The 21,506-nt window shown below is 65.2% G+C and carries 17 protein-coding genes; 3 read left to right on the top strand and 14 right to left on the bottom strand.

Annotated elements, in window-relative coordinates; all coding sequences use genetic code 11:
* Positions 1-373 precede the first annotated feature (373 nt).
* From pta to tauA, 8 genes are all read right to left on the bottom strand, one after another.
* Positions 374-1,375 (bottom strand): phosphate acetyltransferase, encoded by a 1,002-nt coding sequence (gene pta / locus AKG11_RS17085; RefSeq protein ID WP_023513811.1) that lies wholly within the window; start codon positions 1,373-1,375, stop codon positions 374-376.
* Positions 1,375-2,412 (bottom strand): YeiH family protein, encoded by a 1,038-nt coding sequence (locus AKG11_RS17080; RefSeq protein WP_050744739.1) that lies wholly within the window; start codon positions 2,410-2,412, stop codon positions 1,375-1,377. The genes pta and AKG11_RS17080 overlap by 1 nt, the downstream gene beginning before the upstream one ends.
* A gap of 75 nt (positions 2,413-2,487) precedes the next feature.
* Entirely contained in the window at positions 2,488-4,263 is a 1,776-nt protein-coding gene (gene xsc / locus AKG11_RS17075; protein ID WP_050744738.1) for a sulfoacetaldehyde acetyltransferase, read from the bottom strand.
* A gap of 28 nt (positions 4,264-4,291) precedes the next feature.
* Positions 4,292-5,692 carry an NAD(P)/FAD-dependent oxidoreductase gene (locus AKG11_RS17070; RefSeq protein ID WP_088016458.1) on the bottom strand — a complete coding sequence of 467 codons (1,401 nt, stop codon included), beginning with the start codon at positions 5,690-5,692 and terminating at the stop codon, positions 4,292-4,294.
* Positions 5,693-5,710: 18 nt separating this feature from the next.
* Positions 5,711-6,097 carry a nuclear transport factor 2 family protein gene (locus AKG11_RS17065; protein WP_050744737.1) on the bottom strand — a complete coding sequence of 129 codons (387 nt, stop codon included), beginning with the start codon at positions 6,095-6,097 and terminating at the stop codon, positions 5,711-5,713.
* 209 nt (positions 6,098-6,306) lie between these two features.
* The gene (locus tag AKG11_RS17060; RefSeq protein ID WP_023513816.1) at positions 6,307-7,134 is read right to left on the bottom strand and encodes an ABC transporter permease subunit; all 828 of its coding nucleotides are present in this window, start codon (positions 7,132-7,134) and stop codon (positions 6,307-6,309) included.
* Positions 7,127-7,939 carry a taurine ABC transporter ATP-binding protein gene (locus AKG11_RS17055; RefSeq protein ID WP_050744736.1) on the bottom strand — a complete coding sequence of 271 codons (813 nt, stop codon included), beginning with the start codon at positions 7,937-7,939 and terminating at the stop codon, positions 7,127-7,129. The genes AKG11_RS17060 and AKG11_RS17055 overlap by 8 nt, the downstream gene beginning before the upstream one ends.
* 89 nt (positions 7,940-8,028) lie before the next feature.
* Positions 8,029-9,048 carry a taurine ABC transporter substrate-binding protein gene (tauA, locus tag AKG11_RS17050; RefSeq protein WP_037408629.1) on the bottom strand — a complete coding sequence of 340 codons (1,020 nt, stop codon included), beginning with the start codon at positions 9,046-9,048 and terminating at the stop codon, positions 8,029-8,031.
* 139 nt (positions 9,049-9,187) lie between these two features.
* On the opposite strand from tauA, the gene AKG11_RS17045 reads away from it, so the two are divergent.
* Positions 9,188-10,666 (top strand): MocR-like pyridoxine biosynthesis transcription factor PdxR, encoded by a 1,479-nt coding sequence (locus AKG11_RS17045; RefSeq protein WP_050744735.1) that lies wholly within the window; start codon positions 9,188-9,190, stop codon positions 10,664-10,666.
* Between the two features lie 48 nt (positions 10,667-10,714).
* Here AKG11_RS17045 and AKG11_RS17040 read toward each other — a convergent pair whose 3' ends face one another.
* From AKG11_RS17040 to AKG11_RS17020, 5 genes are all read right to left on the bottom strand, one after another.
* On the bottom strand, positions 10,715-12,157 hold the full coding sequence (locus AKG11_RS17040; RefSeq protein ID WP_050744967.1) for an amidohydrolase family protein: 1,443 nt from the start codon (positions 12,155-12,157) through the stop codon (positions 10,715-10,717).
* A 107-nt stretch (positions 12,158-12,264) separates the two neighbouring features.
* Positions 12,265-13,980, bottom strand: coding sequence for a dipeptide ABC transporter ATP-binding protein (locus AKG11_RS17035; protein ID WP_050744734.1), 1,716 nt, complete (start codon positions 13,978-13,980; stop codon positions 12,265-12,267).
* Between the two features lies 1 nt (position 13,981).
* Complete coding sequence (locus AKG11_RS17030) at positions 13,982-14,878, bottom strand: ABC transporter permease (protein ID WP_050744733.1); 897 nt, start codon at positions 14,876-14,878, stop codon at positions 13,982-13,984.
* On the bottom strand, positions 14,878-15,843 hold the full coding sequence (locus AKG11_RS17025; protein ID WP_050744732.1) for an ABC transporter permease: 966 nt from the start codon (positions 15,841-15,843) through the stop codon (positions 14,878-14,880). The genes AKG11_RS17030 and AKG11_RS17025 overlap by 1 nt, the downstream gene beginning before the upstream one ends.
* Before the next feature lie 218 nt (positions 15,844-16,061).
* Complete coding sequence (locus tag AKG11_RS17020) at positions 16,062-17,636, bottom strand: ABC transporter substrate-binding protein (protein ID WP_050744731.1); 1,575 nt, start codon at positions 17,634-17,636, stop codon at positions 16,062-16,064.
* A gap of 155 nt (positions 17,637-17,791) precedes the next feature.
* Between AKG11_RS17020 and AKG11_RS17015 the strand changes: the two genes are divergently transcribed.
* Complete coding sequence (locus AKG11_RS17015; protein WP_050744730.1) at positions 17,792-19,159, top strand: amidohydrolase family protein; 1,368 nt, start codon at positions 17,792-17,794, stop codon at positions 19,157-19,159.
* Between the two features lie 20 nt (positions 19,160-19,179).
* The gene (locus tag AKG11_RS17010) at positions 19,180-20,382 is read left to right on the top strand and encodes an amidohydrolase (RefSeq protein WP_050744729.1); all 1,203 of its coding nucleotides are present in this window, start codon (positions 19,180-19,182) and stop codon (positions 20,380-20,382) included.
* Here AKG11_RS17010 and AKG11_RS17005 read toward each other — a convergent pair.
* Positions 20,377-21,339 carry an AraC-like ligand-binding domain-containing protein gene (locus AKG11_RS17005; protein WP_050744728.1) on the bottom strand — a complete coding sequence of 321 codons (963 nt, stop codon included), beginning with the start codon at positions 21,337-21,339 and terminating at the stop codon, positions 20,377-20,379. The two genes, AKG11_RS17010 and AKG11_RS17005, sit on opposite strands and share 6 nt — an antisense overlap.
* Between the last annotated feature and the right edge of the window lie 167 nt (positions 21,340-21,506).

Genomic DNA, 21,506 nt, shown 5'->3' with positions numbered 1-21,506 from the left:
GGCTTTGCTAACGAACACGAGTCGGTGCAAGCGGCAAGCCCCGCGCCGACGCCCGGCCCCACGCGGTGGTGAGCCTCTCGCGGAGGTCGAAAGGACATAAAACAGGCGGTACGGATCCACCAAGCGGCCGTTCGGCGCCGCCGTGCAGATCGCCCCCGGACACATGGGCGGCACGGCAAAGCAGGAACGAAGGGGTCGGGAACGGCAGGATCCCTCTCGCCGGACCTGCTTCAGGCTAGCGGGCACGGTGATCGGTGCAGACCTGCTGGCCTGAAGCAGGACGCCGATAGGATATCTACCTTGTGATCAAGACAGGCGATCAATTCTCACGAAGAAACATCGCCCTTGCGTCAACGATATCCGCAAGGCGCCGTCATGGGTTGTAGCCCGCCTGCACCACCGTGACCGCAATCATGTGGAAGACGTCATCGGCGTTGCAGCCACGCGAAAGATCGTTGGCGGGCTTGGCAAGGCCTTGCAGGATCGGGCCGATGGCGGTGGCGCCGCCGATGCGCTGGGCGATCTTGTAGCCGATATTGGCGGCGTCGAGATTGGGGAAGACGAAGACATTGGCCTCGCCGTGCAGCGCGGAATTGGGCGCCTTGGCGGCGCTGACGGCCTCAACGAAGGCGGTGTCGAACTGCAGTTCGCCGTCGATGACGAGGCCGGGCGCGGCGGCATGGGCCAGCCGCGTCGCCTCCACCACCTTGGAGACGCGGTCATGCGCGGCGCTGCCCGCCGTCGAGAAGGAGAGCATCGCCACCTTCGCCGGCTTGCCGGCCAAGGCTTCGAACGAGCGCGCCGACATGACGGCGATATCGGCAAGGCCCGCGGCATCGGGATCGACCACAAGCCCGCAATCGGCGAAGACGAAGGCGCCCTTCTTCACATGATGCGCCTCGCACAGCATCATCAGGAAGAAGCTGGAGACAAGGCCGACATCCGGCGCGCGGCCGATCGTCTGGAGCGCGGCGCGCACCGTGTCCGCGGTCGTCGCCACCGCCCCGCCCACCGTGCCGTCCGCCTCGCCCTCCCGCACCATCATGGCGGCGAAGACGAGCGGGGAGCGCGCCGCCTCGGCCGCAGCCGCTGCATCGACGCCCTTGTTTTTGCGCAGCGCATGATAGGCGGCGGCGAGGCGTCGCGTGAGCGGGGAAGATGCGGGATCCTCGATACGAATCTCGCCCGCATCGGCGCCGGCCGCCGCCAGCCGCTCTTCGACGGCGGTCCGACTGCCGACGAGCGTGATTCCGGCGATGCCCGCCCGCACCGCCCGCACGGCTGCCTCGACGACGCGCGGGTCCTCCCCTTCGGCGAGCACGATATGGCGGGGCGCCGCTTTCGCGGTTTCGAGAATGCGGTCGAGCGGTTTCATCAGGCGTGCCCCAGATAATAGATGCCGACGAGGATGAAGACGGCGATGAAGGCGGTTTCCGCGACGATGAGGGCAACGGCGTCGCCGCCGACATCCAGCACCCGGCGCAGCGAGGTGCGCATGCCGACGGCGACGATGCCGGCGAGCAGCGCCCAGCGCGAGGCCTCCATGCCGGCCGTCGCCACCATCTCGGGCACGAGGCCGAAGGAATTGAGCGCGGCAAAGATCAGGAAGGCGACGACGAAGCCCGGCATGAGCGGCGGGCGTTTTCCCGCCTCGCCTTCCGGCTGCGGCACATTGCGCAAGGAGAGCGAATAGACGAGGACAACCGGCGCCAGCATGGTGACGCGGATCAGCTTGACGAGCGTCGCCGTCTCGCCCGCTTCCGGCGAGACGGAAAAGCCGGCGCCGACGACCTGCGCCACGTCATGGATGGTGCCGCCGAAGAAGATGCCGGTCGCCCGCGCATCGAGCCCCATGGTCTGGGCGATAATCGGATAGGCGATCATGGCAAGCGTGGAGAGCACCGTGACCGAGAGTACGGTGAAAATCAGGTTGCGCTCGGAAAATTCGTTCTTCGGCAGCACGGCGGCAATCGCCATCGCCGCGGAGGCGCCACAGATGGCGACGGACCCGCTGGTGAGCAGCGCCAGCCGCCAGCCGCGGCCGAGCAGTTTTGCAGCAAGCAGGCCGAAGCCGATCGTGGCGACCAGCGCCGAGACGAGCAGCAGAATGGTGCTGGCGCCAAGCCCGATCAGGAGATCGACGCTGATGCGCATGCCGAGCAGCGCAACGCCGATGCGCAGCACATGTTTGGCGCAGAAATCGATGCCGGCGACGCAGCGTCCCTCTTCTGAGAGAAAATGGAAGGCGATGCCGAGCAGCAAGGCCATCAGCATGGCCGGCGCGCCGTAGTGATCGGAGAGGAACTGGGCGGCGACGGCCACGGCGGCGGTGACGGCAAAGCCCGGCCAGTAAGCGGCAAATCCGGAGGGCATGCCCCTGAAACGGTCTTGGACGGAGGCGGCGAAGGTCATGATGTCGTTCCGGTCGCTTGCGGGAAGACGGGCCCGCCCGGTTTTCCTGCCGGGCGGGACATGGGTCGGGGAGGATCAGGCCCGCTTCTGCGGGCGCATGTCGGCGCGCTCGATGCCGGCAACCGGCACCGGCTTCTTCATCGCATCACGCCGGAAGGGTTCGCCGAGTTCCTGGTTAAGGATGACCTCGACGAAGGTCGTCACGCCGCGCTTCTGGTCGGCGATGGCATTTGCCAGCGCCTCGGTGAGGGCCGCCGGCGTATCGACGGCGACGCCCTTCAGCCCGCAGCCCTCGGCCACCTTGGCGTAGCTGAGATTGGGGTTCAGCTCCGTGCCGACGAAGTTGTTGGAATACCACAGCGTCGTGTTGCGCTTTTCCGCACCCCATTGATAGTTGCGGAAGATCACCATGGTGATCGCCGGCCAGCCCTCGCGGCCGATCGAACCCATCTCGTTCATCGAGATGCCGAAGGCGCCATCGCCGGCAAAACCGACGACCGGCATATCCGGGCAACCGATCTTGGCGCCGACGATCGACGGGAAGCCGTAGCCACAGGGGCCGAACATGCCGGGCGCCAGATATTTCCGGCCCGCCTCGAAGGTCGGATAGGCATTGCCGATCGCGCAATTGTTGCCGATGTCGGTGGAGACGATCGCCTCCTTCGGCAGCGCGGCCTGGATCGCCCGCCAGGCCTGGCGCGGCGACATGCGGTTCGGCTCGCGCGAGCGGGCGCTCTCGTTCCATTCCGTGCCGACATCGTCGTCCTCGTGGTCCATCGAGGAGAGCTGCTGCTGCCAGGCCGAGCGGGTCTGGTGAATGGCGGCCTTACGCGCCTCGCGCCCGGCATCGCCGGCGGAGGGGGAGAGCTGTTCCAGGATCTGGCCGGCGACCTGCTTGGCGTCGCCGCAGATGCCGACGGTCACCTTCTTGGTGAGGCCGATGCGGTCGGCGTTGATGTCAACCTGAATGATCGCGGCGTTCTTCGGCCAGTAGTCGATGCCGTAGCCCGGCAAGGTCGAGAAGGGATTGAGCCGCGTGCCGAGCGCCAGCACGACATCGGCCTTGGAGATCAGCTCCATCGCCGCCTTCGAGCCGTTATAACCGAGCGGACCGACGGAGAGGCGATGGCTGCCCGGGAAAGCGTCGTTGTGCTGGTAGCCGCAGCACACCGGCGCATCCAGCCGTTCGGCGAGCTTCATGGACGCGCCGATCGCCCCGCCGATGACGACGCCAGCACCGTTGAGGATGACCGGGAATTTCGCTTCCGACAGCAGTTTTGCCGCCTCGGAAATCGCCTGCGGGCCGCCGGCCGGGCGCTCGAAGCGCACGATGGCGGGCAGGTCGACGTCGATCAGCTGGGTCCAGTAGTCGCGCGGAATGTTGATCTGCGCCGGGGCGCAGCCGCGCCAGGCCTTTTCGATGACGCGGTTCAGCACTTCGGGAATGCGCGAGGGATCGCGCACCTCCTCCTGGTAGCAGACCATCTCCTTGAACATCGCCATCTGGTCGACTTCCTGGAAGCCGCCCTGGCCGATCGTCTTGTTGGCTGCCTGGGGCGTCACCATCAGGAGCGGCGTGTGGTTCCAGTAGGCGGTCTTGATCGCCGTGATGAAGCCGGTAACGCCCGGGCCGTTCTGGCCGATGGCGATCGACATGGTGCCCGTCGCGCGGCTGAAACCGTCGGCCATCATGCCGGCATTGGTCTCGTGCGCGCAGTCCCAGAATTTGATGCCGGCCTTCGGAAACAGGTCCGATACCGGCATCATGGCCGAGCCGATGATGCCGAAGGCATGTTCGAGGCCATGCATCTGCAGAACCTTGACGAAGGCTTCCTCGGTGGTCATTTTCATGGCGTGTTCCCTTTCTGATTTCAATTGGTTAGAGGATTTCGTCGCGCAGGTAGTACCAGCGGTACATGCCCCACTGGCCGAGCCGGCGGAACGGGGTGAGAAGCCCGTGGCTCGGCAGCGGCGAGGTGAAGATCGGAAGGTTGAGGCCGGCGCCCTTGCCGGCGACCATTTGCGCCATGCGACGCCCGGCCTGCGCCGAATACATGACGCCGTTGCCGCCATAGCCCATGGCGTAGAACAGCTTTTGCGCGGGGTCCGGCTGGAAGATGCGCGGCATCATGTCGTGGCTGACATCGACCCAGCCCCACCAGGAATAGTCGATCTCGATGCCGCGCAGGATCGGGAACTTGCGGTAGAGCCCCTCCAGCAGCAGCGCGAGATGTTTCGGGTTGGTGGCGTCGCGCCCGGTGATGGCGCTGCGGCTGCCGATCTGCACCCGGCCGTCCGGCAGCATGCGATAGTAGTGGCGGAGCGTGCGCGTATCGGTCAGCGGTATCAGCGCCTTGAAGTTCAGCGTCTCCTGCTCGCCCGCCGTCAGCGGTCGTGTGACCACCGAATTCGACAGGATCGGCATCAGCCGGTGTTTCGTCAGCGTATTCATGCCGGGCGAGGTGTAGCCCGCCGTGGCGATGCAGACCGCGCGGGCGCGCACCGTGCCGCCCGGCGTCCGTAGATAATGCACGCCGCCCTTCGCCGTGCAGTCGAGCACCGGGCTCGACGTGTGCACCGTCGCACCGAGGCGCCGCGCCAGCCGGAGATAGCCGAAGGCGAGCTTCGCGGCGTGGATGCCCATGCCGTCAGGCTCGTACATCGCACCGCGGGCTTCCGCATCGCGGACGAAATCGCTGTGGATCTCTTCGCGCGAGACCATGCGGGCGCGGTAGCCAAAGGTGTCGTTGAGGACGCGGGCCTCGTTTTCGAGGTTCGGCAGGACCTTGTCGCGGTGCGCAATGTAGAGATGGCCGCCGTCCTGCGGATCGCAATCGATGTCAGGCTCGCGAACCAGCGAACGGAACAGGTCGAAACCCTCGGAGATTTCCGCATGCATGCGCTTTGCGACATCGACGCCCCAGCGGGCGATCCATTGCGAGCGCTTCAGGCGGCCGGCGGAAATCTGCGCCTGCCCGCCGTTGCGGGTGCTGCATCCCCAGGCAACGCCGTTTGCCTCCAGCACCGTCGCCTTGATGCCGTGCTCGCGGGCAAGATGGATGGCGCAGGACAGGCCGGTATAGCCGGAGCCGATGATGGCGACGTCGACATCGATATCGCGCGTGACCGGGCCGTCGTCTTCCGGCTCCGGGCCGGCGGTGCCGATCCAGTAGGTCGGCGCGTAGTCCTTGCCGGTGCCGGGGCTTTTGGCATGTTCGGGATCATAGGCGGGATCGAACGGCGCCCTGCCGGTTTTTGGGGGGATGGTGCGCATCTGCATGGCCTTGCCTCCCATCCCTCAGTAGCGAGGCTGCAGAACCGGCCGGTTCTTGCGGAACGCCTGCTTGCGGACGATCTTGCCGTTTTCGAAGGTGAAGAGGTCGCAGCCCTCCGCCTCGATGCGGCTGCCATCGGCGGCCGTGCCGGAAAAGGTCCATTCGGAGACGCCGCGATCGCCGCTGACGAAATGGCTGTGGTTGCCCCATTCGGCATCCGGCATCGCCTTCCAGACGCCGCTGAAGGCGTCGGCGATCGCCGCAGCGCCTTCGATCCGGGTGCCGTAGACATCAGGGCCGCCGACCGCGTTGAACACGCAGTCCTCGGCGAAGAAACGCATGACCCCGTCGACGTCATGCCGGTTGAAGGCATCGAACACGCTTTTGAGATCGGTTGCGGTGAGTGTCATCGTCCTGTCCTTTGTCGCAAGGCATGGCTTCGCCGGAGACGGGAAACGCCGTCTTTGAAAGGCCGCCACGGCCGGGGAAATGAAGTGTCGGGGCTAGAGCATTTCCGCTTTTCTTCGAATCGCTAAAACGCTCTATCTCTTTGTTTTTCCGCAATTCCGGACGCAAAACCGCTGCGCACTTTTGCTGGAATTGCTCTGGTCGCCGCTGGTCAGATGCGCCCCTTCCAGGGGATCAGCGTCTTTTCGAGGTAGCGGATGAGCAGATCGAAGGCGAAGGCGAAGAGGCCGATGATGAAGATGCCCATGATGACCGTGTCGCTTTCGAGGTTTTCCGCCGCATTGAGCACCATGAAGCCGAGGCCGCGGTTCGCGGCGACCATTTCGGCCGCGACAAGGGTCGTCCAGCCGACGCCGATGCCGATGCGCATGCCGGTAAAGATTTCCGGCAGGGCGGCCTTCATGATGACCTGGCTGATGACCTGCCCGCGGGTGGCGCCCATCGCATAGGCCGCATGGATCTGCTCCGTCGAGACCGAACGCACCCCTGCCCTTGCGGCAATCGCCATCGGCGCGAAGATCGCCAGATAAATCAGGAAGACCTTGGGGAATTCACCGATGCCGAGCCAGATGATGACCAGCGGCAGGTAGGCGAGCGGCGGCAGCGGGCGGTAGAATTCGATGATCGGATCGAACAAGCCGCGCACGAAGCGGTTGACGCCCATCAGGATGCCGATCGGCACGGCCGTGACCAGCGCCAGCAGGAAGGCGCCGAAGACGCGGCCGATGCTGGCCAGCGTGTGCTGCGCCAGCGTCGAGTTCGAAACGCCCTCCGTCATCGCCAGCCAGAACTTGTCCCAGACGGACAGCGGCGAGGGCAGGAAGAGCGGTTTGACCCAGCCGGACTCCGTCACGAGGAACCACATTGCGACGAGCACGGCCGCCGTCACGAAGCTGATCAGGCCGCTGCTGCCGTCGCCCGGCGCGCCAAAAATCTTGCCGGCCTTGGCGGGCTTGGCCCGTGTCACTCTGTCAAGCATGGGCCACCTCCGGGTTGCCGGACGCACGTTCGTCGCCATAGATGATGCCGAGCACTTCCTCGCGCATGCGGATGAATTCCGGGCTCGACTTGATCGCGCGGGCATTGCCTTCGGCGAGGAAACGGCGGTTGAAATCAAGCTCGTAGGGATGGGGGATGCGGCCCGGGCGCGGCGACATGACGATCAGCCGCGAACCGAGGAACAGCGCCTCCTCGACGCTGTGCGTGATGAAGAAGAACATCTTGTTGGTGAGCTGCCAGACCTCCAGCAGCAGTTCCTGGATGGTCTCGCGCGTCAGCGCGTCAAGCGCCGCCATCGGCTCGTCCATCAAAAGCATGGCGGGGTCGCAGGTCAGCGCCCGCGCAATGCCGACGCGCTGCTGCATGCCGCCGGAGAGATGATAGATCATGTGACGGTGGAAATCCTGCAAGCCGACGAGGGCGAGGTTTTTCGTCGCGATCTCCCGCCGCTCCGCCTTGTCGACGCCGCGCAGCTTCAGGCCGAATTCGGTGTTCTCGATGACGTTGAGCCAGGGCAGAAGAGCATGTTTCTGGAACACCACGCCGCGCTCGGCGCCGGGACCGTTGACCCGGTGATTGCCCAGCGAGATATCACCCTCAGAGGGGGCCATGAAGCCCGCCATCAGGTTGAGCAGCGTGGTCTTTCCGCAGCCCGAAGCGCCGAGCGCGACGACGAAATCGCCGCTCTTGATGGTCAGATTGACGCCTTTCAGGGCGATCACCGCCTGGTCCGAGTACAAGCCCGGATAGGTCAGACTGATGTTCCTGACGCTGAGTGTTTCCATGAGAAATGCCTCCCTGCACCTCGATCACGTCTCTAAGCGAAGATGGCAGCACCGGCCGCTCCACCGGCCGGTGCGCCATCGACGGATGGTTACTTCGCCGCCGCCGCGGCGAAATCCGCATTGACGAAGGGCGTATAATCGTCGAGCGACTTGCCGATCTGCTTCTGCTCGACGAGGAATTTGGCGCTTTCGGTGAGCGCCCGCGTCGCCCCGCCGCCGAGCCAGGTGTCGGAGGCCTGTTCGTCCGCATTGGGGAAGGAGAGCAGCCCCAGCGCCTCCACCGTGCTCGGCCCGTCGCCGCCGATCAGCTTGACGATACCCTGTACCTCGGGCGAGTCCACCGTCCACTTCGTCTTGTTGGCGTTGTAGTCGGCATAGGATTCGGCGAGAACCTTGGTGAAGGCCTCCATCAGCTTGGGGTTCTCCGCCGCCCAGGCCTTGTCGACCACCAGCCCGTCGAAGGTCGGCACGCTGGCCGCGCCGATGACCTCGCTGTCCGAGATCGCCTTGCCGGTCTTGAGGATTTCCGAGAGCGCCGGCGGCCAGACATAGGCGGCGTCGATATCGCCGCGCTGCCAGGCGGCGACGATCTGCGGCGGCTTCAGGTTCAAAATCTCCACCTCGCGCGGATCGACGTTCCACACCTTGCTCATGCCGACCAGAAGGTGGAAATGCGAGGTCGAGACGAAGGGCACGGCGACCTTCTTGCCCTTGAGGTCGGCGGGTGTCTCGATGCCCGAGCCATCGCGGGCGACCAGCGCCTCGGACTTGCCGATGTTGTCGAGGATCCAGAACAGTTGCAGCTCGACGCCGCGGGTCGCGGCCGCCGCCGTGCCGGTCGAGCCGAGCACGCCGATCGGCACGTCGCCGGAGGCGAGCGCCGTGGTGATGTCGCCGGCCGACGAGAACTGGCGCCAGTCGATCGTGTAACCGACCTCCTTGGCCGCCGCGTCGAAACGGCCGTCGGCGATGGCGGCGACGAACGGGCCGACGATCTGCTGATAGCCGACGACCAGATTGGTTTCCGCATAGGCGGCACTGGAAGCAAGAAGGCCCGCCAGAAGGCCGGCGGTCGCGGTCATGCGTTGAAAATGTTTGAAAAGCATCATCGTTCTCCTCATCGATTGGTGCTTGAGCCGGTTTCCTCCCGGTCTTCTTGATGAAAGTGATAAGGGTGAAGTCCGCCTTGCGTTATATCCAGTTTGGAAGTTGAATAGATCCAGACTGGCGGAGCGGAGGACGGAAGACGTGCGCACCAACGTTTCCGAGACGATTTTCTTCATCGACCGGGAGAGCGGACTGGGTCTGCAGGCGCAGTTGCGCGAAACGCTGGTCTCGGCGGTGCTGGCCGGCCGCGTGCAGCCCGGCGCGCACCTGCCCTCCACCCGCAAGCTTGCCGATTACCTCAACATTTCCCGCATCACGGTAACGCTCGCCTATCAGGAGCTGGTGTCGCAGGGCTATGTCGAGGCCGCCGACCGCAGCTCCTATCGCATCGCCGGCAATCCGCCGGGACGCGGCGTCGAAGGCGACCGCCCCTCGGCCGGCTCCGCCCCGGTCGATTGGACGGGCAAGATGAAGATGCGCTTCGAGGTGGTGCGCCAGGTCTCAAAACCGCTCGACTGGCGGCGCTATCCCTACCCTTTCCTCTATGGCCAGATGGACCCGACGCTGTTCGATCTCAACGCCTGGCGCGATTGCGCCCGCCGCGCCTTGGCGCGCGAGGATTTCATCCTGATGGCGAGCGATTTTGCGGCGGCCGACGACGTGCGGCTGGTCAATTACATCTGCTCGCGCACCCTGCCGCGGCGCGGCATCCATGCCAATCCGGACGAGGTGCTCATCACCGTCGGCGCGCAGAATGCGCTGTGGATGGTCACGCGGCTGATCCTCGACAGGGGCTCCAGCGCGGTGTGTGAAAACCCGTGCCATCCCGATATCAGCGCCTCGCTGCTCCTCAGCGGCGCAAAGGTCACCACTGTCGACGTCGATGGCGAGGGCCTGCCGCCGGATGGGCTGCCCGACGATACCGATGCCGTCTTCGTCACGCCGAGCCACCATTCGCCGACCGGCGCGACCATGCCGATCGACCGGCGCACGCGGCTTTTGCAGGCGGCGGCGGAGAAGGATTTCGTCATCGTCGAGGACGACTACGAATTCGAGATCAGCTATCTCGCCCCGCCCTCGCCGGCGCTGAAAGCCTTCGATTCCACCGGGCGCGTGCTCTATATCGGCAGTTTTTCGAAATCGCTGTTTCCGGGGCTTCGCCTCGGCTATCTCGTCGCGCCCGCGCCGTTCATCCGCGAGGCGCGGGCGTTGCGCTCGCTGATGCTGCGCCATCCGCCCGGCCACCTGCAACGCACGGCCGCCTATTTCCTGGCGCTCGGCCACTATGACGCCGTGCTCCACCGCATGCGCACCGAGTACCACAAGCGCCATGTCCTCATGGCCGATGCGTTGGAGCGCGAGGGATTGACGGTCGTCGGCTCCTCAGCCTTCGGCGGCACGTCCTTCTGGATGGAAGGGCCAAACGGGCTCGATGCCGACAGGCTGGTCACCGCACTTCGCCAGGACGGCGTCCTCGTCGAATCCGGCTCGCCGTTCTTCCCGAGAAACGACCAGCCATGCCGCTACTTCCGCATGGGCTATTCCTCGATCCCGCGTGCCAATATCGTCGAGGGCGTTTCACGTCTCAGGGCGGGCATCGAACGCCTGATGGCGGGATGACATGTTGCGCCAAAGGCGCGCGCCTGCTTGCGGCTACCCCGTCGCCGTTCAGTCGAGCACGTCGAGGTCCCGGCTGTGGCGCCAGAACATACGCGGCGTCTCCAGCGCGTAACGCAAATCCAGCCGGTCGATCATACGCTCGGCCTCGCGCTGCGCCGCGTCGAGCACCGCGTCCTGATCGACATGGACGGGCCTGCGGTCGCGCAGCAACACCCTGCCATCGACCAGAACGGTGTGCACGTCGTTGCCGTTGGCAAAACAGGTGACGCGGAATTCCGGCATGTGGGCGGGGTAGAGGTGCGGGCGGCGCAGGTCTACGAGGATAACATCGGCCTTCTTGCCCGGCTCGAGCGAGCCGATCTCCGCCTCGAGCCCGAGCACCCGCGCGGCGTCGATGGTGCACATTTCCAGCACCTTGCCGGGCGGAAGCCAGCTTGGATCGTGAAAATGGGTGCGGTGGTAATGCATGCATTGCTGCATGTGGCGGAACATGTCGGCCGAACGATCCGGTGCCGTCGCATCCGAACCAATGGCCACGGTGACACCCGCATCCAGCAGTTCCGGCACGGGGCACCGCGCCAAGATAGCGGCAACGGCGCTCGGATTGTGCACGATGGTCGTGCCGGTCTCGGCGCAGATCGAAACTTCTTCCGCATCGAGGCCCGTTGCATGGGACAGGAGGGTGCGCGGGCCAAGGATCCCGATCTCATGCGCGATGCGCACACTGCCGCTGGTGTGGCCGTCCTGGGTGAAGACGAGGCCGCGTTCCTCGGCATGGCGCTTGACGGCACGTGACTGGGCGACGGCCTCCTGCGCTCCCGCCGTGTCCCGATAACCCTGATGCAAGGTGGGCGTCAGCAAGGCGAGGTGCAGGCGGCCGCCATGGCTGCCGTGCCAGCGGTCGATAAGCGCCTTGCAGGTCGAAAACTGCTGGTCGAAGGAAACGGGATAGTCGATGCGTGTCTCGCCGTGCCAGCGGGCATAGGTCAGGGGATGAGGCGGGCGGGTCGTGCCGACCGCCACCACAGAGCGTGTTCCGATACCAAGCACGCCTTCCATATGGGCATCGCCATATTGCGGTTCGTCGGTGCGCATGACGGAATCGCCGCCGCCAAGCAGCGAGACGCCCGTCGTGACGCCGAAGCGCAAGCGCTCCAGCGCGGCAAGTTGCGCTTCGGCATACCAGAAATCCGGCGTCGAGCCGACGGTATAGGCGCCGCGGCAGGCCTGATACCACGGATCGCTCTTCCCGCCACCGAGCGTCTTGATCAGGCCATGGCCGGCATGAGCATGCGCATCGACGAAGCCCGGCATGATCACCATACCGCGCGCATCGATGACCTCTGCCGCCGGATGCGCGACCTCCACCTCGGCGGTCGGCCCGACGGCGACGATACGGTCACCGGTGATGGCGACCGCCCCGTCGGCGATGATGCGGCGGTCCGGATCGATGGCGATGACGGTGCCGTTCTTGATGAGGATGTCGGCCATGGCGGTCTCCATTGGTTCGGTTCAGTCTCTGACACACGGACGCCTTAACGTGAACCGGTGCAGCATCTTCCCTTCTCCCCAGCGGGGAGAAGGGACGGAGCGCAACGTTACTCCGCCGCCTGCCGCGACAGGATACGGTCGAGCGAGGGCGCGAGGCGCAGCAGTTCCTTGGTGTAGTCGTGCTGTGGTGCGGTGAACAGCGTCTCGGTCTCCGCCAGCTCGACGATCTCGCCCGACTTCATCACCGCGATGCGGTCGCACATCTGGCGGATGACCGCCAGATCGTGGCTGATGAACAGCATGGAGAGCCCGGCGAGGTCGCGCAGGTCCTTGAGGAGGTTGAGGAGCTGGGCCTGCACCGAGACGTCGAGCGCCGAGGTTGGCTCGTCGCAGATCAGGAGCGACGGGCGCGGGCCGAGTGCGCGGGCGATGGCGATGCGCTGGCGCTGGCCGCCGGAAAAGGCGTGCGAGAAGCGGCTGCCCGCATCCGCCGGCAATCCGACCGCTTCCAGCAGCGTCCGGGCGTCCTGCCGGGCCTCCTCCGCATTGGAGGCGAGCTTGTAGAACAGGATCGGCTCAGCGATAGCCGAGTTGATGCGCAAGCGCGGGTTGAGCGCCGAATACGGGTCCTGGAACACCATCTGCAGGGACTTGCGCACGGATTTCTCGCGTTTTGCGCCGAGCGCCGTGCCCTGGAAGTCGATATTGCCGGAACTCTGAGTGACGAGGCCGGCAATGGTGTTGGCGACGGTCGTCTTACCGCAGCCGGATTCGCCGACAAGGCCAAAAATCTCTCCGCGGCGCACGTCGAAAGAAACGCCTTTCACCGCGCGGAAGACGGAGGATTTGCGGCCGGGGATCAGCGACCGGCCACCATATTCAACGGCAAGGTTCTTGACGGAGAGCATCACGTCGTCGCGGCTGCCGGTCTCGCTGCTCGTGCTCTTGGCGCGCACGGCGGCGCGCGCATCAAGCGTCACCTGCGTTTCCTCGCTCGGCACCGGCAGGCGTTCGAGCCGGTGTTCAATCGGCGGCACGGCGGCGATCAGCGTGCGGGCATAGGGGGCCTTGGGAGCGGTCAGCACCTCGCGGGCCGAGCCGCTTTCCACGACGGCACCGTTCTGCATGATGGTGACGCGGTCGGCGATTTCGGCGACGACACCCATATTGTGCGTGACGAGCAGCACGCCCACGCCGCGCTGGTCCGCGAGATCGCGGATCAGTTTCAGGATTTGTGCCTGCACGGACACGTCGAGCGCCGTCGTCGGCTCATCGGCAACGAGGAGCTGGGGGCCGCAGGCCAGCGCCGTTGCGATGACCACGCGCTGGCGCTGGCCGCCGGAAAGCTGGTGCGGATAGGAGCCGAGCCGGCGTTCTGGTTCGGGAATGCCGACGGCTTTCATCAGGTCGAGCGCGCGGGCCTTCGCCTCGGCACGGGAAAGCTTCAGATGCGTCAGCATGCCTTCGCAAAGCTGGCTTTCCACGGTGAAGAGCGGGTTGAGGCTCGTCATCGGGTCCTGGAAGATCGCGCCGACGTCACGGCCGGGCACGATGCCCTCGGTGCGGCCCGTGCGAAGGTCGATCGGTTTGCCGGCAATCGCGATGGAGCCGGAAACGATCTTGCCGGGTGCCTGCAGGAGGCCCATCAGTGCGTTGCCGACAGTGGTCTTGCCGGCGCCGGATTCCCCGACGAGGGCATGGATCTCGCCGGGGCGGATGCGGAGATCAATGTCCTTGACGGCAACGAGTGTATCACCATTGGCTAGCGGATACTCGACGCGGAGCGTCTTGATATCGAGGACGGGGGTTTTCGTGTCGGTCATCTTAGCGGGCCATCAGTTTCGGGTTGAAGCGATCGCGCAGATAGTCGCCGATGACGTTGACGGCGAGCACGAGGATGACGAGAACCGCCGCCGGCATGACGGCAATCCACCAGAGGCCGGAGAACAGGAACTGGTTGCCGATGCGGATCAGTGTGCCGAGCGAGGGATAGGTCGGCGGCATGCCTGCGCCGAGGAAAGAGAGCGTCGCCTCCGTCAGGATCGCCCCGGCGAGGTTGATCGTGGCGATGACCATAACCGAGCTCATGACGTTCGGCAGGATGTGGCGGCCCATGATGCGCCCGGAGGGCAGGCCGATCACCTTGGCGGCGCGGACATAGTCACGCGCGACCTCCACCATGGTCGAGGCGCGGACCGTACGGGCATATTGCACCCATTCGTTGATCGCGATGGAGAAGATCAGGACGAGCGGCGCCCAGGCGAGCATCGTATCGGCGCTGAGCTGCGCGCGGGCGATGCCGCTGATGAGGAGCGCCACGAGGATCGTCGGGAAGCTGACCAGCACATCCGCGATGCGCATCACCACATTGTCGACCAGGCCACCGAAGAAACCGGCGACAAGCCCCAGAACGACGCCGAACGCGGCGGCAAACAGCACCGCGCCGAGGCCGATGACGACGGAGATCCTGAGGCCGAACAGGATGACCGAGACGAGATCGCGGCCCTGGTTGTCCGTGCCCAGCAGGAAGCGCGGATCGCCCCCCTCCATGAAAGCCGGGGGGATCTCCATGTCGATCAGCGAGTAGGAGGAAACGTCGCGCGGGTCCATCGGCGCGATCAGCGGGGCGAAAAGGACGAGCACGAGCATGATGGCAAGCACCAGGCCGGCGATCATCACGGAAACCGGCGGCAGCCGGCGCATCAGGGATTGCGTGGCCATTATCGTGTCCTCAGGCGCGGATCCATGAAGGTGTAGAGGATGTCGACGATCATGTTGATCATGACGAAGAGGAAGCCGACGAAGAGCAGATAGGCGGCAAGAACAGGCACGTCGGGATAGCCGACGGCATTGGTGAAGAGCAGGCCCATGCCCGGCCACTGGAACACCGTCTCGGTGACGATGGCAAACGCGATGAGCTGGCCGATCTGCAGGCCGGTGACGGTCACGACGGGCATCAGCGCGTTGCGCAGTGCCAGCCGCCCGTAGATATAGGCGCGCGGCAGGCCGCGGGCGAAGGCGAAGCGGATGTAATCCGACGACAGCACGTCGATCATCTCCGAGCGCACCAGCCGCATGATCAGCGTGAGCTGAAAGAGCGCCAGCGTGATCGACGGCAGGATCAGCGATTTCAGGCCCGAGAAACTGAGGAAGCCCGTCTGCCAGAAGCCGAGGTCGACAAGATCGCCTCGGCCGGAGGATGGCAGCCAGCGCAGGTTGACGGCAAAGACCAGGATCAGCAGCAGGCCGGTGACGAACGTGGGCATGGAAATGCCGACCAGCGTCGTCGCCTGGGTGAGACGGGACAGAACGGAATTGGGCTTGAGCGCGCAGAGCACACCCAGGGGAATGCCGACGGCGAGTGCCAGGAAGGTCGCCACGATCACCAGTTCCAGCGTTGCCGGCAGGCGGCTCATCAGCAGGCTCACGACGGGCTGCTGGTAGCGGAAGCTCGTGCCGAGATCCCCTGTCAGCACCTGGCCGACGAAATCCATGAACTGCATCAGCACAGGCTTGTCGAGGCCGAGGGCCGCGCGCAGCGCGTCCTTTTCCGCCTGGGTCGCCCCTTCGCGCACCATGGAGGCAACGGGATCGCCGACGAAGCGGAACATGACGAAGGCGATAGCCGTCACGGCCAGCATGACGAGGACCGCCTGGAGCAGCCTCACCGAGAAAAGTCTGAGCATCGTTATAGTCCTTGCTAGGGAGCGCCTGCGCTCCACGGGCAATTCCGGCAAACGGCCGTAGCGGCCCGGCATCCGGAACGGCATCGAAACACGCCGGTGAACCGGCTCTTCGCCCCGCCTCCCCGCGTACCGTCTTGGCAGGCCGGGAGGATCAAACCGGTTTGCGAAATGGTCCCGGCCGCTTTCGCCGGCCGGAACCATGCCTCGGGAGAAACCCGTTACTTCTTGACCTTCGCGAACCAGGGACGAACGTATTCGTCGGGGAACTGCGGCATGTCGACCTTGGTGCTCATCGCCCAGGCGACGGGCTGCTGGTGCAGCGGCAGATAGAGCACCTGGTCATGAGTGATGCGGAAGGCCTGCTTCAGCATGTCGACACGCTTGGCTTCGTCGAGTTCGACGGCCGCGGCATGCGCCAGCTTGTCAATCTCGGGATTGGACAACCCATCCGCATTGCTGCCGCCGAAGACCCCGTCATTGGTGGCCAGCAGGGACTGCAGCGGGCTGAAACCGTCCATTGGCGGCAGCGAGGCCCAGCCGAGCAGATAGGTGTCGAACTCGCCCTTGTCGGTGCGCGGGAAATAGGTCGTCTTGCTCTCGACGCTGAGATCCACCTGGACGCCGACCTTCGCCCACATGGAGGCAATCGCCAGGCAGATCTGCTCGTCGGCGATGTAGCGATCGTTCGGGCAGGCAAGCCCCGTCTTGAAGCCATCGGCATAGCCCGCCTCGGCGAGCAGCGCCTTGGCCTTGTCGATGTCGTAGGGCAGCGGCACGTCGATGGTTTCGTCATAGCCGGTGACGGCAGGGGCGACGAGCATGGCGGCGATACGCGACTTTCCGCGCATCAGGCGCTTCTGGATCGTGTTCATGTCGATGGCATGCCAGAGCGCCTGGCGCACCCGCACGTCGAGCATCGGGTTGGGTTTTCCGGGGGCGGCATGAAGCTCTGGCCGGTAGCTGAAGACGAGGAAGATGGTGCGCAGCGACGGATTCTCGGCCACCTTCAGCCCGTCCGTGGCGGCGATGCGGTCGACATCCTGCAACGGCACCGGCGCGATCATGTCGACTTCACCGGACAGCAGCGCGGCAACACGCGTCGCATCGGAAGCGATCGGGCGGAACTCCACCTCGTCGAGATTGTGCTCGGGCTTGTCCCACCAGTCCTTGTTCACCTCGAAGACCGAGCGGGAATCCGGCTCGTAGCTCTTCAGCTTGAAGGCGCCCGTGCCGTTGGCGTGGTTGCTCGCATAGGTGACGACGCCCGTCGACGCGTTGCCCGGCTTCAGCGCATCATGCTCCTCCATCCAGGGCTTGCTCATGATGTAGATGGCGGCGAGGTCGTTGAGAAGCAGCGGATAGGGGCCGCGCAGGATGAGATCGACGGTATAGTCGTCCACCTTCTCGACGCCGGTAACGGTGGAGAGATTTTCGCGGTTGCGCGCGCCGGGATCGATCTGGCGCTGGATCGTCGCCACCACGTCGTCGGCATTGAAGGGCTGGCCTTCATGGTACTTCACGCCCTGGCGCAGCTTGAAGCGCCAGCGCGTCGGCTCGATGACCTCCCAGGAGGTGGCGAGCGCCGGCTCCAGCTTCAGCTCCTTGTTCCGCCGCACCAGCGGGTCGAACACCATGTGGTGCACGCTCTGGGTAAAGCTGTCGACCTGCGCATTCGGGTCGTAGGAAATGACATCACCGGACGACGCCCAGCGCAGCGTCTCGGCAAGGGCAGGTACGGAAAGCGGCGCCAGCATGGCCAGCCCCGCCAGCAGGGTTTTCACATAGGTCTTCATGCGGATTCTCCCAGATTTGTATGCATACCATACTATTTTTGCATACGATCACTCCGAATATGACTGTACATAATGAAAATGGAATATCAAGATACCAGTGCTAGAATTTGCACACACTATATGCAAAAATTGTATCCAATTTAGGAGGATTTTGAGTGACCGACACATTGCTGATCGAAAATGGCGTGATCCTCGCCATGGATGCCGGCCGAAGAGTGCTGGAGGGGGCATCCCTGCTGGTGCGTGACGGGCGGATCGCCGCCATCGGCGCGGATGTGCCTGCCATGCCGCCCGAAACGTCTCGCATCGACGCCGCCGGCATGGTTGTCATGCCGGGGCTGATCGACACCCATGCTCACGCCGGACACATGCTGACCAAGGGTCTGGGCGGGGATTCAGAAGACTGGATGGCGATCACCGGCCGGGTCTACGCCGAGGCGACGGATGCGGAATTCTGGGCAGCGGAAGCAGCGCTTTCAGCCGCGGAACGCATCAAATGCGGCACGACCACCGCCGCTCTCCTCTTCGGCGGCGGGCCGGATATCATGCGCACCGAAGCGCCGGACGCCGCCGACGCGCATCTTGCCGTTATCGCCGAAATGGGACTGCGGGAAGTGCTGGCCATCGGCCCCAACCGGCTCTCGGCAAAGAGCATCTACCGAAGATACAACGCCAAATCGTATGACGAAATCGCTGTTTTACCGGATACACAACTGAAGGTGTGCACGGCCCTGATCGATGCCTGGGCCAGCCGCAATGACCGGGTACGGCTCGCCGTCTCGCTGCCGGTCTTCGATGCATGCGACCTCCAAGACCCCGCCGTGCGCGCCCTTTGCCTGAAGGCGCGCGACCTTGCCCGGGAAAAGGGCGTGCTCCTGGTGCAGGACGGCCACCGTGACGGCTCGATCGCCGCCAACGACGCCAGCCTCGACCTCTTCGACACCCGTTCGCTGCTCGCCCACTGCATCGACCTCACCGACGAGGACCGCGCCGTGCTGAAGCGTACCGGCGCCAAGGTGGCGCACAATCCGAGCGCGCTGATGTCGGTTTCCGGCCGCTGCCCGGCGCCGGAGCTGATGGAGGACGGTGTCACCGTCTCGCTCGGCACCGATGCCGCCGCGCCCGACCGCTCCTTCGACATGTTCCGCAACATGTTCCAGGCGCACCGCTACCACGCCCGGCATTTTCGCGACGACGCCGTGCTGCCGCCGCAACAGCTTCTCGAAATGGCGACGATCGAGGGCGCCCGGGCGCTCGGCATGGAAGACGAGATCGGCTCGCTGGAGGTCGGCAAGCGCGCCGACATTCTCCTTGTCAACATGCGTCAGCCGCATCTCTGGCCGCCGGTCGATCCGATGCAGCGCCTCGCGCGCTTCGCCAACGGCGCGGATGTCGACACGACGATCGTCGGAGGCCGCATCCTGATGCGCGGGCGTAAACTGGTGCAGGCCGACGAGGCCGCGATCCTCGACCGCGCCGAAAGAGCTTATCGCCTCGCCATGCACCGCGCCGGCCTCGCCTGATGCCGGAAGGGGAGACCGCCATGACCCAAAACCTTCTCATCCGCAATGCCCGCCCCCTCGGCGGCGCACCGGTCGATCTCGTCATCCGCGACGGCCACTTCAGCCCGCCCGGCGATCAGCCGCCGGCAGAGGTGATCGACGCCGCCGGTTTCATCGCGCTTCCCGGCCTCGTCGAAGCCCATACTCATCTCGACAAGACGCTGATCGGCATGGACTGGTTCGAGAACCGCATCGGCCCGAACCGCAACGACCGCATCCTCGCCGACCGCAAGGCCAAGCGCGACCTCGGCATCAACGCCCGTCGCCAATCCGCCCGCCAGGTTCTCCAGACACTGAAATACGGCGTGCTGCACATCCGCAGCCATATCGACGTCGATACGGAGATCGGCACCGCCAATATCGAGGGTGTCATCGAAACCCGCGAGGCGGTGCGCGATCTCGTGGACGTGCAGATCGTCGCCTTCCCGCAGAGCGGCATGCTGCCGCGCGCGGGCACGCTGGACCTGATGGACGCCGCGATGCGGGCCGGAGCCGATATCGTCGGCGGCATCGATCCCGCCACCATCGACCGCGATCCGGTGCGCCATCTCGACGAAATTTTCGCCCTCGCGGAGCGTTACGGAAAGCCGATCGACATCCACCTGCACGAACCCGGCGATCTCGGCGCCTTCTGCCTCGAACTGATCGTCGAGCGGACGCGGGCGCTCGCCATGCAGGGCCGCGTCATGGTCAGCCACGCCTATTGCCTCGGCATGCTGGATCCGGCCCGCCAGCGCGCGCTGATCGAGGCAATGGCAGCGGAAAACATTTCTGTCATGACGGTCGGCAGCCCCGCGGCGCCTGCCCTGCCGCTGCGCCTGATGCGCGAATGCGGCCTCACGACCGCCTCCGGCTCGGACGGCATCCAGGGTACCTGGGAGCCCTGGGGCAATGGCGACATGCTGGAACGGGCAAAATACCTCGCTCAGCGCAACGGCATGACCAACGATGCGGACCTTGCGGAAACGATGCGCATCTGCACCTTCGGCGGCGCCGAAGGCATCGGCCTTTCGGGCTACGGTTTTGCGAATGGCGATTTCGGTGACGTCGTGCTGGTTCCCGCCCGAACGCTCGCAGAAGCCGTGGCGCTGACGCCGCAAAAACGCACCGTCATCCGCCGTGGCCGCGTGCTCGTGCGGAACGGCGAGCCGGTGGCGGAAATTTCCAGCCGCTTCAGCCTATGACAGACGGCCAGCCCGGGCGTTTTCGCGGAATTCGCCCGGCGGCACGCCGAACTCAGCCTTGAAGACGCGGGAAAACTGCGTCTGGTCGCCGAAACCCCAGCGATAGGCGATCTCCGCCGCCGTCTCGACATTGTTCGGGTCTTCCAGCGCCTCCCGGCAAGCCATCAACCGCTGGTCACGGATCCAGCTCCGCACCGTCTGCCCCGTATCGCGGAAGAGTTCGTGCAGGTAGCGGGTGGAGATACCACAGGCCCGCGCGATACGCTCCGGATCCAGGCGAAAGTCCTGGAGATTGGCACGGACATACGCTTCGATGCGGGCGAGATGGGCGCCGCGCACGGTGGAATTGCCCGAGACCAGCACCCGGTCGTCCGCCTTGATCGCCAGAACGAGCAGGTCGACAAGCTGCCGGCCGACCGTGATACGCGCCTCCTGCGTCATGCCGTCGAAACGCGCCGGCAGGAGATGCAGCATGTCGGTGAAGAGGCCGCCCGCCCCGTTGTCCGCCTCGAATTGCAGGGTGCAGAAGCGATCGGGCGCGCGCATGCGGCCCGCCAGCGCATCGCCCTCCACCTTCAGCACCCACATGTCCGCCGGCTCGGCATGGCTGAACTGGTAGGGCTCGCTGCTGCGCTCCAGGAAGAAGCCGCCGGGCGGGCATCTGATGTCCTTGCCGCACTGGGAGAAGAACACCTCCGCCTTGGCCGGCACCGTCACCAGAAACTCCTCGTCGCGCGCGGCGCGAAAATGATGCGGCAGGCGGTGGTATTGCAGGGCATCCGAGGTGAGCCGCGAGATCGAGACGTCGCCGAACTGCCAGGTCGTCAGGTCGCCGGAAAACCGGTCGGGATCACGGAAACGCAGGTCGAGCGGGAAATAGGCCGAGGCGATGGCCTCGTGCCAGTGCCGGCTGCGGTCCGGGGCGCGTGTCGTGCTTGTGGTGATGCTCGTCTTCATGCGGCTTCCCCTCTTCGGACAAAGGTACGCACAGGATTTCCGCCAGGCAACGAAAATGACAGCTTGTGCGCCCCAGCGCAATTTGTCGTTCCCGCACTGCAAAGACCGAAGCGGAAAACTCTGCCTAGATTGACCCCGGCTTCAACGGTGCGACAGATACCGGCGGC

The organism is Shinella sp. SUS2 (genome assembly GCF_001262505.1).
Taxonomy (GTDB): Bacteria; Pseudomonadota; Alphaproteobacteria; order Rhizobiales; family Rhizobiaceae; genus Shinella.
Note: the sequence above shows the minus strand (reverse complement) of the source record. Positions and strands in the feature narration are given on the sequence as shown.